Here is a 15,771-nt window from a genome sequence, read left to right on the forward strand (position 1 = left end):
GCCATATGTTTCATGAGGAGAAACGCGATTTTCGCCGCATGCAAATTCATACCCCTGCAAAACTGATCCCATTAGATGCAGTTAATGGCGAAGAAATTCAGGTTACGTGTACTGACTTAAGTGCAACAGGGTTGGCAATACACCTTGATGAAGTCTTAGAAATTGGTAGTCTTTATCGGGTGCTAATTGCTTCGACTAGCACGGCGATTACTTCATTTGATGCAACAGCCCGTGTAATTCGGGCAACCAAGGAGCAAGATGGCTCCTTGAGTGCCGGGTTAGAAATTGTAAGTTTTAATTAGTAAACCTTACAGATTAGGCCTTTCAGATAAAAGCCTTCTGGGTAGCTGCCAGCAATCGGGTGGTCGGCAGCTTGATTTAGTCGTTCCATGATCAACAAGTCTTTACCTGCATCAAGGGCTGCATCCGCAACCACTTTTTGAAATAAATTTTGTTCCATTAATCCAGAGCACGAGAAGGTAAGTAAGGTTCCACCTGGTTTTAAGATTTGCATCGCAATCATATTAATATCTTTATAACCACGGCAAGCACCAGTTAATTGCGCTTTGTTGTCAGCAAATTTTGGTGGATCCATAACGATAGTATCAAATTGCACACCTTCATCACGGTATTGGCGCAACAACTTAAAAACATCTTGTTTTACGAAATCAACTTTCGATAAATCAAGGTTGTTATGTTCAACGTTACGCTTTGCTGTATCGAGCGCTGGCTGTGATACATCAACGTTAGTCACGTGCTTACAACCACCACGCAAAGCATATAGCGAGAATGTACCTGTGTAGCTAAAGCAGTTTAATACCGTTTTGTCTTTAACAAAGCGCTCAAGGGCTGCACGGCTATCACGTTGGTCTAAGTAAAAGCCAGTTTTGTGGCCTTCAAGAATGTCTACTTCGAGTTTTAAGCCATTTTCTTCAATGATGACTGGCTCAATTGGTTCCTTGCCCCAAAGTATTCCCTTGATTGGCTCAAGGCCTTCTTTAGTGCGTACATCAACGTCTGAACGTTCATAAATATCGCAGCCTGGAAAAATAGTCATTAATGCAGCAACAATTTCACCTTTATGGCGCTCTGCACCGGCACTAAGTAGTTGGCACACCAGTACGTTATCAAATTTATCGATAGTGATGCCTGGTAAGTAGTCAGACTCTGCAGCGCTTAAACGAAAGCCCGTCAAACCACCTTCGCTGATCACCTGTTCGCGCGCATCATAGGCACGGCGTAAACGCTTTTCAAAAAAAGCTTGGTCAATTACTTCGTTTTGATCGAAGCTCCATACGCGAGCGCGAATTTGCGATTGCGGGCTGTAAGCTGCAATGGCTAAAAACTTGCCGTCATTGTCATAGATAGTGACAGTATCACCTAGTCCTGGCTTACCTTTTACTTTTTTAATGGCTTTTGAGAACACCCATGGGTGTTTTCTTTTTAATGATTTTTCTCGTCCAGCTTGCAGGTAAATAGCAGATGACATAGGGATTCTCGCGCCAAACAAAAGGGGGCATAGTTTAATGAAGCACTGGCAAACATACAATGAATGTTTTGAACAAATCTAGCAACCACGCTAAAGTAAGCATAATTTCAATCAGTAAATGGTGATAGCCAGTATATGCAGCCAAAAATAGACTTTGCAGCGTTAGAAACTCAATGTCGAGACTTTATTTTGTCTTTACTCCATGCCGATGTCGCACACGATATTAGTCATATCGAACGAGTAGTGAGGGTTGCAAAACAATTATGTATTGCCGAGCAGGCAGAAATGGCCGTGGTGTTACCCGCAGCTTGGTTACATGATTGTGTTGCGGTTGCAAAGAACCACCCAGATCGGGCAAAAGCATCGACCATGGCCGCAGACAAAGCGCTAAGTTTTTTAGCCTCAATTAATTATCCTGAGCAGTATTTTAGTGCTATTCATCATGCTATTGCCGCACATAGCTTTAGTGCCAATATCAAAGTACAAAGTGTCGAAGCGCAAATTGTGCAAGATGCAGACCGAATGGATGCATTAGGTGCAATCGGGGTGAGCCGCTGCATGAAAGTAGGGGGCTCAATTGGTCGCTATCTGTATCATAAAGACGATCCATTTTGTTTAAACCGCGAACCTGACGATACAAAATACACCCTCGATCACTTTTTTATTAAGCTGTTACACATTGGTGAGAGTATGAACACGCCATCAGCAAAAGATGAAGCCAAACGACGTACAGATTACATGCTCGATTTTTTAGAGCAGTTAAAAACAGAAATAGGTGAGTAACATGGCTATTCCAGCTTTGTGTGGTGTTGATCATTGCCACTTAAATGTTGATGACTTAGCGGCTGCTGTAAAATGGTATCAACAAGTACTTGGTTTTAATGTGATACCGGAACTTGCATTTTGGGATGAGGGAAAAGGCCCTTTAACCTTAGAAGATCAAGCAAAAACAATTCGTTTGGCACTGTTTGAAGCTGACGGTAGAAGCAAAGGTATTGCTTTTGGCGCAAATGCAACACAGTTTTTAGCATGGCTTGAGCATCTAGCTCAGCTTGAGATTAAAACTGTTGTTGCCGATCATGGTGTTACTTACTCAATGTACTTTAAAGATTGTGCTGGTAACAGCCATGAAATAACCTCTCATGATTATGAAGCTATAAAATCAGCTCTTACCTAAAGGTTTTAATAAATGCACTTTTCATAGTGTATTTTAACCTTCATGCCACTTCGCCTTATAAAAATCAAGCAATACATTTTTCACTATCCTTCATACGGCTTTTTCACTCATTTTTACGTTGTTATTAACTTTCAATTAGTTTCATTTTTATTCGATATTTTTCATTTTATGTTTTTTATTTGCGATTCTTTCGTTTTTGAACCTTAATTACTCGGTGGTTTATATTTTTTGGTTCTTTATTGCTACTAAAGGATAAGTCCACAGAATCTAGAAATTAACTTTTATTACTTACAGGAGCTAGCATGAGAAAAATGACAATAAAATTGGCAGTAGTCGGTATGTTGAGTAGTTGGAGTGCCCAAGCTAATACGGTTGAAGACAGGATCGCGTCGATTTGGTTTAACTTTAATGATGTAGGTCGCGGTAACACGATCATGCAGGATGTGTATGTGCCTAGCAATGGACTTACTAAGTACACCTACTATTCAGTGCTTAACTGGAATGCGGGCATGGAAGGTGGGGGCTATGCTGGCATACAAGATCACCCTGATGGCCGCAATTACATATTTTCCATATGGGATCCGCGCAGCTCTTCAAAGCCAATTGTAGCCCGTTATCTTGGTCATGGTACGGAATCTGAAAATTTTGGCGGTGAGGGAACAGGGCTAAAAACATGGAACTTTGATTTAGGGTGGCAAGCTAACCAATGGTATACCTTAGTGGCAAAGGCATGGCCGGTAGGTTCACATGCTCATTTCGGCTATTGGGTGCATGATCAGGCTGCTGGAGAATGGTCGCACTTGGTGACCATGGATTACCCTGTAGCTGATGTACGTTTTGAAACGACAACAGGGTCATTTGTTGAAGATTGGTGGTATAGCGGCGAAAACGCGAGAACTGTGAGGCTCAAAAATGGCCATAAAAAGCTCGAAAATGGTAGCTGGATTGGCTTTGATTCTGCAAATTTTAGTGTTGTCCAACACCAACCAAAACGTAATTACGACAATAACTATGATGCAAGCGCAAACCCAAGTTATTTTACTATGACAACTGGCGGGACAACCTCACCTACGTTAAGTATTAGCAATCAAACCTGTACGGATGCATATGGTAACTTGACAGCGTTTTGCGGGAGAAATTCACTTTTTCCGTTAACAAGAAACAATGTAGCGGATACCCCCAATCAACCTAATATTGAGTTCACCATCACTGATGCCACTACGCGAAGCGTAAGTTGGCAAGTGCCGCAAACGAGCACCCCTCAATTTAGCTATTCTGTGATGATAAACAACGTACTCGTTGCATCAGCAAGCCAACCAGAAAAGCGCCAAGTAGATATTATGGCGAGTGAAAATGACAACGTTATCATTACCCTCGAAGATATTTTCGGTCGAACAGTTTCGCACTCAGCGACTGTCACGATTGATAATACGTCAGCACAACACTACCTGATCGACAGCGCCACATTGACGGTAAGTTCTAACTCGCAATCAGAGCCTTATCATGAATTGGCAAACGCATTTGATGGAGACAAAACCACGCTGTGGCACACCAGTTGGTCAACTCCACAAGTGCCTAGTTACCCTCACGATGTCATCATTGATCTTGGTAAACACTATGAGTTGTCAGAGCTTCATTATACGCCACGCGCTGTGGGCGAAAATGGATCAATTGCAGACTATGAAGTGTATGTAAGTCATGATGGTGTAACCTATGATGAATTAGTTGCTGCGGGTACTTGGGATGCCAGCAAACAAGGCAAAGTGGTTGCACTTAATAATACGCAAACGCGCTTTATAAAATTGGTTGGCTTGTCAGAAGTAAACGAGAATGTATGGGCTAGTGCGGCAGAGATTGAGCTATATCACACAGGAAAACTTGATAGTTCGAGCTTTGTTGTGAGTAGCGACTCGCAGGCAGAGCTTGGCGAAGAAATTATCTACGCCTTTGATAATAATCCAGCCACCATTTGGCACACGAATTGGTCTGGCAGCACAGTGCCTGAGTACCCTCACTCGGTTGATATAGACTTAGGTAACTCGCAAAGCTTTTCAAAAATCACATATCTACCAAGAACCATTGGCGTAAACGGCACTATTGCAGACTATGAGGTGTATGTGAGTGACGATGGTATCAACTTTGGCTCACCCATCGCTGTTGGTACATGGGCTGCGAATACGCAAATCAAGCAAACACAGTTTGCACCTGTTACTGCACGGTATATTCGTTTAGTCGCACAAAGTGAAATTAATGGTCGCATTAGGGCAAGTGCAGCAGAGATTGCTGTTTATAAGTAATTGATACCATATAAGAGATAAGGGCTCAAAAGAGCCCTTATCCAACATTTTAATTTATGTTAACTCCTTGCAGAGTAAAGCTATATTCATACTCTGAGGCTGTCAGCGTGTATTCTGGCAGTGCTGTTGTATGCCAACTATTAACGCCGCCAACACCCATTTGCCCATAATCAATATTCAGTGAAACGAGTGGACGAGGCTGAAGTTCACCGGAATGTGTTTGGCTTCGTCGCATGCCGGGGTCTAGATCACTGATCCTGTAGTGTAAAGCACTCATACCAAAATGAGGTGTACCAGTAATTTTTAATCCTACACCTTGTTGATTGGTCAAGTGAAGCCAGCGTACTTGCGTTTTATAGCCACTTTCTTGCGGTCTGATGTAAGGGTGATATTGCTGTGACACTTTAGAGTGATATAAACCAACATGTGCTGCGGTATGTCGATCACGATAATTTTCCTGTGGTCCCCGGACAAAGTAGGTAATATTGTTAAGCTCGGCAAATAATTCCAAGTTCATACCGACGCGAGGGATCATAGGCATATCTTGCATAGATGAACTGAACTTGTAATCGACCTTTACTTTGCCATCAGCTGTGATGATATAAATAATATTTAATTTTCCAGAAACATCTGGCACATCAAACTCAGTGGTAACAACAACTTGGTTTTCAGCTTCTACTAAAGTGAATTTTGTACGCTGTTGACGGTCTGAGGCGTATTTCCAAACCCTTAACTTATCTTGCCAATTTCCGCCGAAGTCATTATCAGTAGGAGCGCGCCAAAAGTTGGCTCTGGCAGGTGTTTTAATTAATTCAACCTCGTTAAAGCGATAGCCTGTTAACTCTGCTCGCGCGTGATTAAATCTTACTACAAAGTTATTACCAATAATCTCGCTATCGGTAACGGTTCGATAAACATTAAGTTTTCTTAAATCAGTTTGTTGTTCTTTCGCACGTGCTGTTTGTACTAAAAATTGCTCTTTTGCGATTTCAAAACTTTTTCCTATTAGTGGCTCATCAAGCCGCGTCACTACACTTACATTCAAAAATACTTCATCATTGATTTCTTTTGGAATTGAATAGTTAAGCGTGAAGTTAGCGGATTGCTGTGGTGGTATTTCAAGTTTATTGATTCGGCCTTCTTTAAACACCTTACCATTGCTCATCAATTGCCAATTTAAACGGTAATGGTTGAGGTTTTTGAAAAAGTTTTCATTAAATACAGTTAACTCTTTGTCATTGAAAGAAAACAAAACAGATTGATGAACTTTTTTAATTTCATATAGAGCAGGTTCCGGTGTGCGATCAGGTAAAACAATACCATTTAAAAGAAAATTACCATCTGAAGGAGTGCCTGGAACACCAAAATCCCCACCGTAAGCATAGATAGTTTTGCCTTCAGAGGTGGTGGTTTGTATACCTTGATCAACCCAGTCCCAGATAAAGCCACCTTGTAACTTGTCGTACTTACGTATTTGATGCCAAAAGTCAGCAAAGTTACCCACACTATTGCCCATAGCATGCGCATACTCACTCATGATCATACTGCGCTCAGGGTTTGACTCGGCGTATTCTTTTAGATATTGCGGAGTAGGGTATTGGGGGACATAGAGATCGGTATTCCATTCAAAAACAGCGCGTTCGTACTGGATAGGACGAGATGGGTCGCGAGATCTTACCCAGTCATAACCATGATAAAAATTGTAGCCATTACCAGCTTCATTGCCAAGCGACCAAATAATTACTGAAGGATGGTTTTTTGAACGTTCGACCATGGCCGAAATTCGTGCAAGATGGGCTTTTTTCCAGTCGGGGTTATTTCCTAATGTGTGGCCCTTTGCCAAATTATAATACATGCCATGTGATTCAATATTGGCTTCATCAACCACATAAATGCCGTATTTATCGCATAATTCGTACCAGTAAGGATCGTTAGGATAGTGAGCGAGTCTCACGGCATTAATATTGAATTGCTTGAATAGTTTTATATCCAATTCCATGCTTTCTCGGGAAACGGCATGCCCTGTAATAGGGTCATGCTCATGCCGGTTGACCCCTTTGATCAAAATAGCTTGGCCGTTAATAAGCAGTTGGCCATTTTTAATTTCTGAGGTTCTAAAGCCAATCTTTTTCTTAACGTATTGACTTAACAGCTTCTTATTATCAAAAAGTGATATGCTTAATTCGTAAAGAGTGGGCGATTCAGCAGACCAGGCTTTTATATTTTTAAATTGTTTGTTGAATTGAACTGTTTGGCTGAGCTCTTTTTTGGCTAAAGTTTGCTGGGTTTCGAAAATGATTTCATGGTTAGGATTTTTGAGCTGAATTTGCAGTGTCTGCTCTTTATTTGATGGGCTTAAATCAACAGCAAGGTTTAGATTTCCATCTTTGTAGTTATTAACTAAGCCGGCATTTACAAACACATCTTCAATATAATCTTTAGGTGTATAGTACAGGTATACATCACGCTGAATGCCGGAGATCCGCCAAAAATCTTGAGCCTCTAAATAACTACCATCGCTCCAGCGAAACACCTGAACTGCCAGTGTATTTGACCCTGACTTTACATAATCAGAAATATCAAATTCTGCAGCGGTTTTACTTCCTTGGCTATAGCCTATCTTATGTCCATTTACCCAAAGGTAGAACGCTGATTTAACGGCGCCAAAATGTAGAATTACTCGCTTATCAGTCCACAGTTCATCTAAATTAAATGTTCTACGGTAATGACGCCAATTGGGTTGTCGTGTTGTTGAATAAAAGGCGGGTTTTTCGCAAAAGCGTAGGGGTGGTTAACGTATATAGCCCGATCATAACCTTGCAACTCCCAATTTCCTGGCACTTTGATTGTTGACCAATCACTATCATTAAAAGTAGGACTCTCAAAGTCTTTCAATCTTGATGCGGGGTTCTTAGATAAATGAAAACGCCAGATACCATTTAAATTCAAATAGTTTTGCGCTTGATCTGGCGCTTGTAAATTTGCAACGGTGTAGGGAAAAAAGCTTGCCCTAGCGGGTAATTTATTTATTCCGACAACTTTTGGATTTTCCCAATCATTGCTAAGTGCTGCAAAGGCAAAGTTAGACCAAAGACAGACGATTAACATTCGTTTGATTAAACTAACACGGTTATTTATTAAGTTAATCATAAATTGATTCACCTTAATTTGTTTCATAATATTTCAAATTAGATTATCAGCCTTTCAAAATATTTCAAATTCACTTTGTTGTTTTATTTGTAAAAATTAAAAAGAATCATGTTGAAGTTGAAAGTCCAACTCTTATCAGTCAAAAATGGCTGCTTCAGCTGATAATAGATTCAATTTTGTTACTTTATGCTTATCCTGCTTCTGGTGAGGTACCTTACTTACGTAGTTCCTTTTTCGAAGACTTTCGATTTAAGTCCAAATATTTTCCCTTTGGTTCCATATTGATTGAGTGTTGATTTTTAACTAGTTTTTTATCTAGCGATAAAAATGCGACTGTTAAATTAAAAGAAAATGAAAGTTTTATTGTGTTTTCTATTGATTTCTTTCTTTCGAAAGGTGTAAATTAATTGTTATACATCTACAGATGTTCTTTCATGGAATAACTAATTCGGAGAAGTGCAATGGTAAATTACAATAAGAAGTACCTAAGCTTGCTCATAGGTTCGATACTTTCGACCTCCTCAGCAGTCGCATTAGCGGCAAATGAGCAAGACCCACAACTAAAAGAGACTGACGATGATGCTGTTGAGGTAATTGAAGTTCGCGGTATTCGTAACAGTTTGAAAGAATCTTTATTTATTAAGCAAAACTCAATACAGGTTGTTGATGCAATTGTTGCTGAAGATATCGGTAAGTTCCCTGACCAAAACGTAGCCGAAGCATTACAACGCATTTCGGGTATTACGATTACGCGTAATGCCGGAGAAGGGCAAAATGTCACAGTGCGTGGTTTAGGTGGGGACTATAACATTACAACCATAAATGGCCGACGTATGGCTTCAGAGCATAGTAGCCGTGACTTTAATTACGACTTGATTGCAGCTGAGCTGTTAGGTGGCGTTGAAGTATATAAGTCTCCCGTTGCACACACTCAAGAAGGGGGAATTGGATCTGTTATTAATATCAAAACACGTAGACCGATGGGTTTTGATGGTTTCACGGCATCAGGTTCTATAAAAGGTATTTACGAAGATCGAACCGAAGATGTAACACCTCAAGCTTCATTTCTATTAAGCGACACGTTTTTCGACGACACATTTGGTGCCCTTTTCACTGCAGTTTATTCTGAGCGAACTTTAAGGATCGACAGTTATGAAGGTGAAGGCTTTTGGAATGAAACAACGGAGTCAGATATTACGGTTCGCCAAGATGTGAATGGTGATGGGGCATTTGATCCGTTAGTTGATAACGAGTGGGGCTCAATCATACCGGGCTATATGCGTTATGGTAACCAAGAAGATACTCGTGAACGTATTGGCGGAAGTTTAGCATTACAATGGATCCCGAACTCTGACTTTGAAATGAATTTTGATAGCATTTATTCATCATATAAAACGGATGCAACAGAGTCGCAAATTTCGTTTGTTACATATGATGAAAGTTGGACCGAAGGCATACCTGGCGTTAAAGATGTTGGTTTTAATGATGAGGGTTTAGTTAATAAAATGACTTTATTTGGTACTGGAGCGATGGCTGAAATACTTAATGTATCGTCGCCTCGAGTTACCGAAACGTATCAAGTTGGTGTGAATGCAAAATGGTTTGTTGCTGATAACTTTAGTGTTGCATTCGATGTTGCGCACTCGAGTTCAGAAAATAAAAATGATGGTCACAATAGATACATTGTAGCACGTGGTTTTGTTGATGAAATTATGTTAGATAAATCAGGTAATAACCTTTTACCTGATGTATCAATTTCTCCTAACTTAACTGCGAACTCTCCTTTTGGCGCCCACTACAGTTATAACAGTGGAACAGGTGTTAAAGATGTCGTAAATGAACTTCGTATTGATGCACAGTGGATGCCAAATGTTGATTGGATCAAATCAATCGATTTTGGTTTAAATATTGGTGATCAAACGAAGACCACAAATGTTAATTCGTCAGAAAATGCCAGTGCATTTAGTAATGCTGGAGCGCAACTTGATTCTGAACGTTATGATCACTTCAGCGTAGATTACTCATCAGTTGAAAATATTAACGGCTTTGACCTATTTAGACTCCCTGAAAGTGTGTTAATTGATGGTGACTTTGAGAACTTCTTTAAAGGTGAACCCGGTCAGCACCCTAATCCGTGGCCTCGTTTTGACTACGATGAGTTATTCGCATTTTATGAATCTATTAGTCCGGAAGCTGCTAATCAGTTAATTAAAGCGCTTCCGCGCCCTAAAGACTCATATGAAGTAAATGAGCAAACCAATGCAATTTACGCATCCGTGAATATAGAAGACAAAGTTTTTGGCTTTCCTTATGCTTTAAATTTAGGTGTTCGGGCTATTGAAACAACTGTAGGTAGCCAAGGTTATTCACTTAATTTAGACAAAGTTGTATTTGTTCCTGATAAACAAGGTAATCCAAGCTACGAAGGAAAAGTTGAAGATTATCAAGATATTGTGGAATTTGAGGATACGTATACGGATGTATTACCAAGTTTAAATCTAAAACTAAATTTAACAGATACTTTATTACTTAGAACAACAGCTTCAAAAGCAATTACTCGCCCAAGTATCCAATCACTCAAGGCTTGGAGTTACATCAACTTCAATAAAATGGAATATCACGCCTCAAATCCTGGACTCGAACCGCTTCGTGCTAATCAAGCAGATTTAGCTCTTGAGTGGTATTTTTCTGAGAATGGTGCACTCACTGCTGTTTATTTTTATAAAGATATCGAGTCATTTGTCATAAATGGTGAAAATGGATCAATAGATATCAATGGAGAAACCTTCAAAGTACAGTCATCTATCAATGGTGACGGTGGAGGTACCATTGAAGGTTATGAGATTGCCTATCAGCATGCCTTTACGGAATTACTACCAGCGCCATTTAATAATTTAGGGGTGCAACTTAACTACACCTATGTTGACTCAGGGTATGATCAGGTTCCTCAAGATCATCCTGAATACGACTTTAGAAGCCTTGGCCTTCCTTATCAAGGAATGTCCGAGCATTCTTATAACGCAGTCGTGTACTACGAGACGGATGACTTTCAATTACGTTTTGCCTATAACTGGCGCGATGAATATGTTGCAAATGCAGATGCATGGGGTGGCCCGCAGTGGGTTGCAGACTATGACCAGTTAGACTTCAGTGCTAGTTACGATATTACTAAATCAATCAATTTAAATGTTTCAGGTAATAACTTAACCAATGAACGTGGCTGGCATTATATCTCTCGCTCTGATCAGGTTCATAAACTTGATAGTGCTGGGCGCCTATTTACCTTTGGGGTTAATGTCAGGTTTTAATAGCAGTAGATAAATTCACGGCAATAGTTGTATTGCCTAATTTAAAAAGAATAAATATAAGTGAGTAAATTTATGAGCTTAACAAATAAATTATCTGTGCTCAGTATTGCGGTAATAACAGCAACACTGTTCGGTTGCGGGACCGAAGAGCCTGAAGGCTCAGTTGGATCTACAGGAAAGCAAGTTGTTGCAACCCCGGGATCGATTGATCGAGCCCCTTCAGTATGGTTGCGCTTTAATGATAACGCGGCTGGGGACATCATCATGCAAGATGTGTATATTCCGGCAAAGGGTTTAACACCATATACATACTATTCGGTTCTAAATTGGAACGCAGGTATGGAAGGAGGCGGTTATGCTGGCATACAAGATCATCCCGATGGCCGTAATTTTATATTTTCTTTGTGGGACCCTTCAAATGGTGAACTTATCACTGCACCATATCAAGGTGCAGGTACTAAAGTAGAAAACTTTGGTGGCGAAGGTACAGGGTTAAAATCATGGAATTTTGAACTTGGATGGCAGCCTGATCATTGGTATACGCTGGTGGCTAAAGTTTGGCAAAAAGATGGCCATATGCAATTTGGCTATTGGTCAATGGATAAAGAAACGGGTATTTGGACACATATAGTCACCATGGATTACCCAGTTGAAAATGTCTACTTTAATAGCAATACAGGCTCGTTTGTAGAGGATTGGCTGGGGACGGGCGATCAAACCCGCACTGCATTATTTACCGCTGGTCATAAACGTCAGTTGGATGGTTCTTGGGCAGGGTTTACTAAAGCAGATTTTAATGTCATTCAAGAGGAAGCAACTGCAGCATACAATGAAAGCTATGATGCGACATCAACGAGTGAATACTATCGTATGAGCTCTGGCGGCAGTATTTCTCCTGATGAAATTGAAGCAGCAGATGTTTTATCTCGTCCTTATTCTTCTTTCTCACCGCAAAATAGCCCTTTGGCAGCAACGATTGACTCTATTGATACTCAAAGTATTAGTTGGTCAATTCCGGCAACATCTACGCCTATGTACAAATACACGGTTATCGTCAATGGTGAGGTAGTTAGTAGCGGGCAAGATTTATCAGCGCGTGAAGCAAGTTTCAGCGCGATTGCGACAGATGCTGTGGTTGAGTTACAACTTGAAAACATTCTTGGCAAAGTTACTAGTTATACAGGCACTGTAGCGTCTGGACTTACAAATAATGATGATACAGTACTTTTTGATACTGAATCAGAGCCTTTAATTAGTGGTGAAGCTATGACAATTGACGCAATGAGTAAAGGAGAAACGCGTCTGTATGAGGTCATGGCTATAGATTCTGCAAATAAACTAACCGTAGAACTAAGTGGTAATGCTGGTGATGCAGATATTTATGTCACTGCAAAAGAAGCTGCTAACCCTGATAATGCAGAATGTATCGGCTATGGTGGCACGAGCAATGAAACTTGCATCGTTGCTGTAAATGTACGTAAAGAGACGCCTTATACAATCCTTGTTGTTGCACGCTCTGATGTTGAGGGTTTGAGTTTAACTGCTACACATGATGGCGAAGAAAATGGTATGCTAAATAGTGCTAATTTTGTAGTCACGGGCAACACACCTGCACAACCGGGTAATGACTTAAAATATGCCTTTGATGGCGATGATTCAACCATGTGGCACACCTCTTGGGGTGATGATATGCAAGAGTATCCTCATGAAGTTGTTATCGATTTAGGCGAAACAGTTGATGTAAATCGCTTTGAATACACGCCACGCCAAGACGGCGGACGCAACGGAACGATTGTTAGCTTTGAAATTTATGTTTCAGAGTCGTCAGTTGATTATGGTGAAAAGGTTCATTCAGGTAACTGGGCTGATAACACTAACTTGAAGCTAGAAGTTTTTGGCCCAGTAACAGGTCGATTTGTTAAATTTATCGCTTTAGAAGAGCGTGGTGGTGGTGCATGGGCTTCAGCTGCTGAACTGCGAGTAGGCATTGATGATGGCAACGTATATGAACCTATTGATGGCTCAGGCACAGGTGATGAAGATGAACCTGTTGAAGAGCCTGCTACTGAAGCGGTCGAAGTAAATAGTACGCTTTTAGATAATACGACATTTAGCTACTCATCAACATCTCCTGCACAACCAGGCAATGAGTTAGCGCTTGCTTTTGATGGCCAAGATGACACGCATTGGCATACCAATTGGGATGATACATCCGTTGTTTATCCACATGAGGTGGTCATTGACTTAGGTGAGAATTATGCTGTCAATCGCTTTGATTATGCGCCACGAGATGGTGGCGGTAATGGTACAGTTGTGCAGTATGAGTTATATGTAAGCGAAGATGAGCAGGCTTTTGCTGACGAACCTGTATCAAGTGGCAGCTTTGCTGATAATGGCGATGTTAAAACGGTTACGTTTAATGATGTAACAGGTCGTTTTGTTAAGTTTGTTGCACTCGCAGAACGCGGTGGTAACCCTTGGGCGGCAGCAAGAGAATTAAATGTGGGAGTTAATTTAACTCAAGCAATTGATATGAGCACAGTTTCTGCAACATCAAGTTCTGCTGCTGAGGTTGGAAATGAACTTGAGCTTGCATTCGATGGTGATATTGACACGCACTGGCACACCTCATGGAGTGACAGTTCAGTTACTTACCCACACGACGTTGTTATTGATTTAGGGCAGTCTTATGAGGTTGCTCAATTTGACTACACGCCTCGCCCAGGTGGCGGTAATGGTACTGTAGTTAAATATGAAGTGTACGTAAGTGAAACAGCAACTGAATTTGGTGAGCCTATTGCACAAGGTGAATGGGCTTCAAATGGTGATGTAAAATCAGCCATTCTTCCAGCGACAAATGGGCGTTACGTTAAATTTGTTGCTCTTGAGGAGCAAGGTGGTGGTGCTTGGGCATCTGCGGCAGAGTTCTCTGTTCGTATAAATCCATAAACTGTTTTAAGGAGCACTATTCGTTATTACGGATAGTGCTTTTTTGTGGGAAAGAAAATGAACAATCACAGAATAAAAACGGCTGTTTTATCGCTTTTTTTGACCTCCTTGGTCGCATGTGGAAATCAGCAGTTACAGTTAGAAGATAAAAAGATAGAAACAACGCTCAGTATTCCAGTGGCAGGAAACAGTTGGATTGATAATAATATTGAGCTGTCAGATAAGCTGATAGACAAGAGTGGTGTGACCCATTGGTTTGCGGAACAAGGCAGTTTAAGCACTTATTTTTACACATCTAAAACAGGAGAGTTAGCCGTTTCTTTGCAAACCTTTGTGAAAGACAAACCTGCAACAATTGAAGTTTCGATAGCAGGGCAAAGCAAAATTGTAACAGTAAAAAATAATCAACCAATGAGCGTACCTGTTGGTACATTTAACCTTGATGAATTAGGTTATCAAAAGTTGACCATCACGGGATTAGAGCAAGCAGAAACGCTTTTACCAGCCATAAGTGAGATTAAAATCGGTGGTGAAGTGGCTTTAGGTAAAGTTAGTTATGTTAAAGATGACTTTTACTGGGGACGTCGAGGTCCTTCGGTTCACTTGCAATACTCGTTGCCTTCTCAAACGATGAATTACCCGTGGTTTTATAGTGAAATAGAAGTGCCAAAAGGAGCCGATGCAATAGGCTCGTATTACATGGCGAATGGTTTTGATGGGGGCTATTTTGGTATACAAGTAAACTCTGATAGTGAGCGCAGAGTGTTATTTTCTATTTGGAGTCCATTTTCAACAGATGATCCTTCATTAATTCCACCTGAGTACCGAATACAGACCTTAAAGCATGGTAAAAATGTGCATGTAGGTAAATTTGGCAATGAAGGCTCTGGCGGACAAAGCTATATGCGATACGATTGGAAAGCTGACACGCGATATGGTTTTCTAACTCACATTAGGCCAGTTGAAGGAACTGAAAGTACTGATTTTACGGCATACTTTTATGATCCTATGGTTGAAAAATGGCAGTTAATTGCAAGTTTCAGGCGCCCAAAGACGAGTATATATCATCAAGGCACCTATTCATTTTTAGAGAACTTCATACCTGGGGCAGGGCAATTTGAACGTCGTGCAATTTATACAAACCAATGGGCTAAACCTGAGCGAGGGGAATGGCAAGAAGTGACCCAAGCTAAATTTACTTACGATGCCACAGCCAAAAAAAATGCGCGTTTTGACTATCAAGGCGGTACGACAGAGAAAGGGTTTTACCTAAAAAATACAGGCTTTTTTTCCGCTCCCACTGCTTATGGCAGCGAGTTTGAAAGAAGCCCTACAGACATTCCTAAAATAGATCTTAAGTCTTTACCTTAGTAATAAAAGAGCCTCCAGATAGGAGGCTCT

At 40.7% G+C, this 15,771-nt stretch carries 10 protein-coding genes; 7 read left to right on the top strand and 3 right to left on the bottom strand.

What is annotated here, in order from left to right; translation table 11 throughout:
* The first annotated feature begins 5 nt into the window (after positions 1-5).
* Complete coding sequence (locus tag ACRWSG_RS15355) at positions 6-302, top strand: PilZ domain-containing protein (RefSeq protein ID WP_054553663.1); 297 nt, start codon at positions 6-8, stop codon at positions 300-302.
* Here ACRWSG_RS15355 and ACRWSG_RS15360 read toward each other — a convergent pair.
* A complete protein-coding gene (locus tag ACRWSG_RS15360) occupies positions 299-1,489 on the bottom strand; it encodes a class I SAM-dependent methyltransferase (RefSeq protein ID WP_339982077.1) in 1,191 nt (396 codons plus the stop codon). The two genes, ACRWSG_RS15355 and ACRWSG_RS15360, sit on opposite strands and share 4 nt — an antisense overlap.
* A 135-nt stretch (positions 1,490-1,624) precedes the next feature.
* On the opposite strand from ACRWSG_RS15360, the gene ACRWSG_RS15365 reads away from it, so the two are divergent.
* The 3 genes from ACRWSG_RS15365 to ACRWSG_RS15375 all read left to right on the top strand — a co-directional run bounded on the left by ACRWSG_RS15365 (position 1,625) and on the right by ACRWSG_RS15375 (position 4,963).
* Positions 1,625-2,272 (top strand): HD domain-containing protein, encoded by a 648-nt coding sequence (locus ACRWSG_RS15365; RefSeq protein ID WP_054553661.1) that lies wholly within the window; start codon positions 1,625-1,627, stop codon positions 2,270-2,272.
* Between the two features lies 1 nt (position 2,273).
* Complete coding sequence (locus tag ACRWSG_RS15370) at positions 2,274-2,666, top strand: VOC family protein (RefSeq protein ID WP_054553660.1); 393 nt, start codon at positions 2,274-2,276, stop codon at positions 2,664-2,666.
* 302 nt (positions 2,667-2,968) lie between these two features.
* Complete coding sequence (locus tag ACRWSG_RS15375) at positions 2,969-4,963, top strand: DUF3472 domain-containing protein (RefSeq protein ID WP_462166660.1); 1,995 nt, start codon at positions 2,969-2,971, stop codon at positions 4,961-4,963.
* A 49-nt stretch (positions 4,964-5,012) separates the two neighbouring features.
* On the opposite strand, the gene ACRWSG_RS15380 is transcribed toward ACRWSG_RS15375, so the two are convergent.
* Together ACRWSG_RS15380 and ACRWSG_RS15385 are read right to left on the bottom strand one after the other, a co-directional pair.
* On the bottom strand, positions 5,013-7,661 hold the full coding sequence (locus ACRWSG_RS15380) for a glycoside hydrolase family 2 TIM barrel-domain containing protein (RefSeq protein ID WP_462166963.1): 2,649 nt from the start codon (positions 7,659-7,661) through the stop codon (positions 5,013-5,015).
* 5 nt (positions 7,662-7,666) lie between these two features.
* Positions 7,667-8,140, bottom strand: a complete 474-nt coding sequence (locus tag ACRWSG_RS15385) for a hypothetical protein (protein WP_462166661.1) — start codon at positions 8,138-8,140, stop codon at positions 7,667-7,669.
* A 434-nt stretch (positions 8,141-8,574) separates the two neighbouring features.
* Here ACRWSG_RS15385 and ACRWSG_RS15390 point away from each other — a divergent pair, with 434 nt between their 5' ends.
* The 3 genes from ACRWSG_RS15390 to ACRWSG_RS15400 all read left to right on the top strand — a co-directional run bounded on the left by ACRWSG_RS15390 (position 8,575) and on the right by ACRWSG_RS15400 (position 15,741).
* Complete coding sequence (locus ACRWSG_RS15390; RefSeq protein ID WP_462166662.1) at positions 8,575-11,421, top strand: TonB-dependent receptor; 2,847 nt, start codon at positions 8,575-8,577, stop codon at positions 11,419-11,421.
* Between the two features lie 72 nt (positions 11,422-11,493).
* Positions 11,494-14,370, top strand: a complete 2,877-nt coding sequence (locus tag ACRWSG_RS15395) for a discoidin domain-containing protein (protein WP_462166663.1) — start codon at positions 11,494-11,496, stop codon at positions 14,368-14,370.
* 57 nt (positions 14,371-14,427) lie between these two features.
* Positions 14,428-15,741 carry a DUF3472 domain-containing protein gene (locus tag ACRWSG_RS15400; RefSeq protein ID WP_300544620.1) on the top strand — a complete coding sequence of 438 codons (1,314 nt, stop codon included), beginning with the start codon at positions 14,428-14,430 and terminating at the stop codon, positions 15,739-15,741.
* Positions 15,742-15,771 lie beyond the last annotated feature (30 nt).

The sequence above is a fragment of the Pseudoalteromonas sp. GB43 genome (assembly GCF_054923805.1).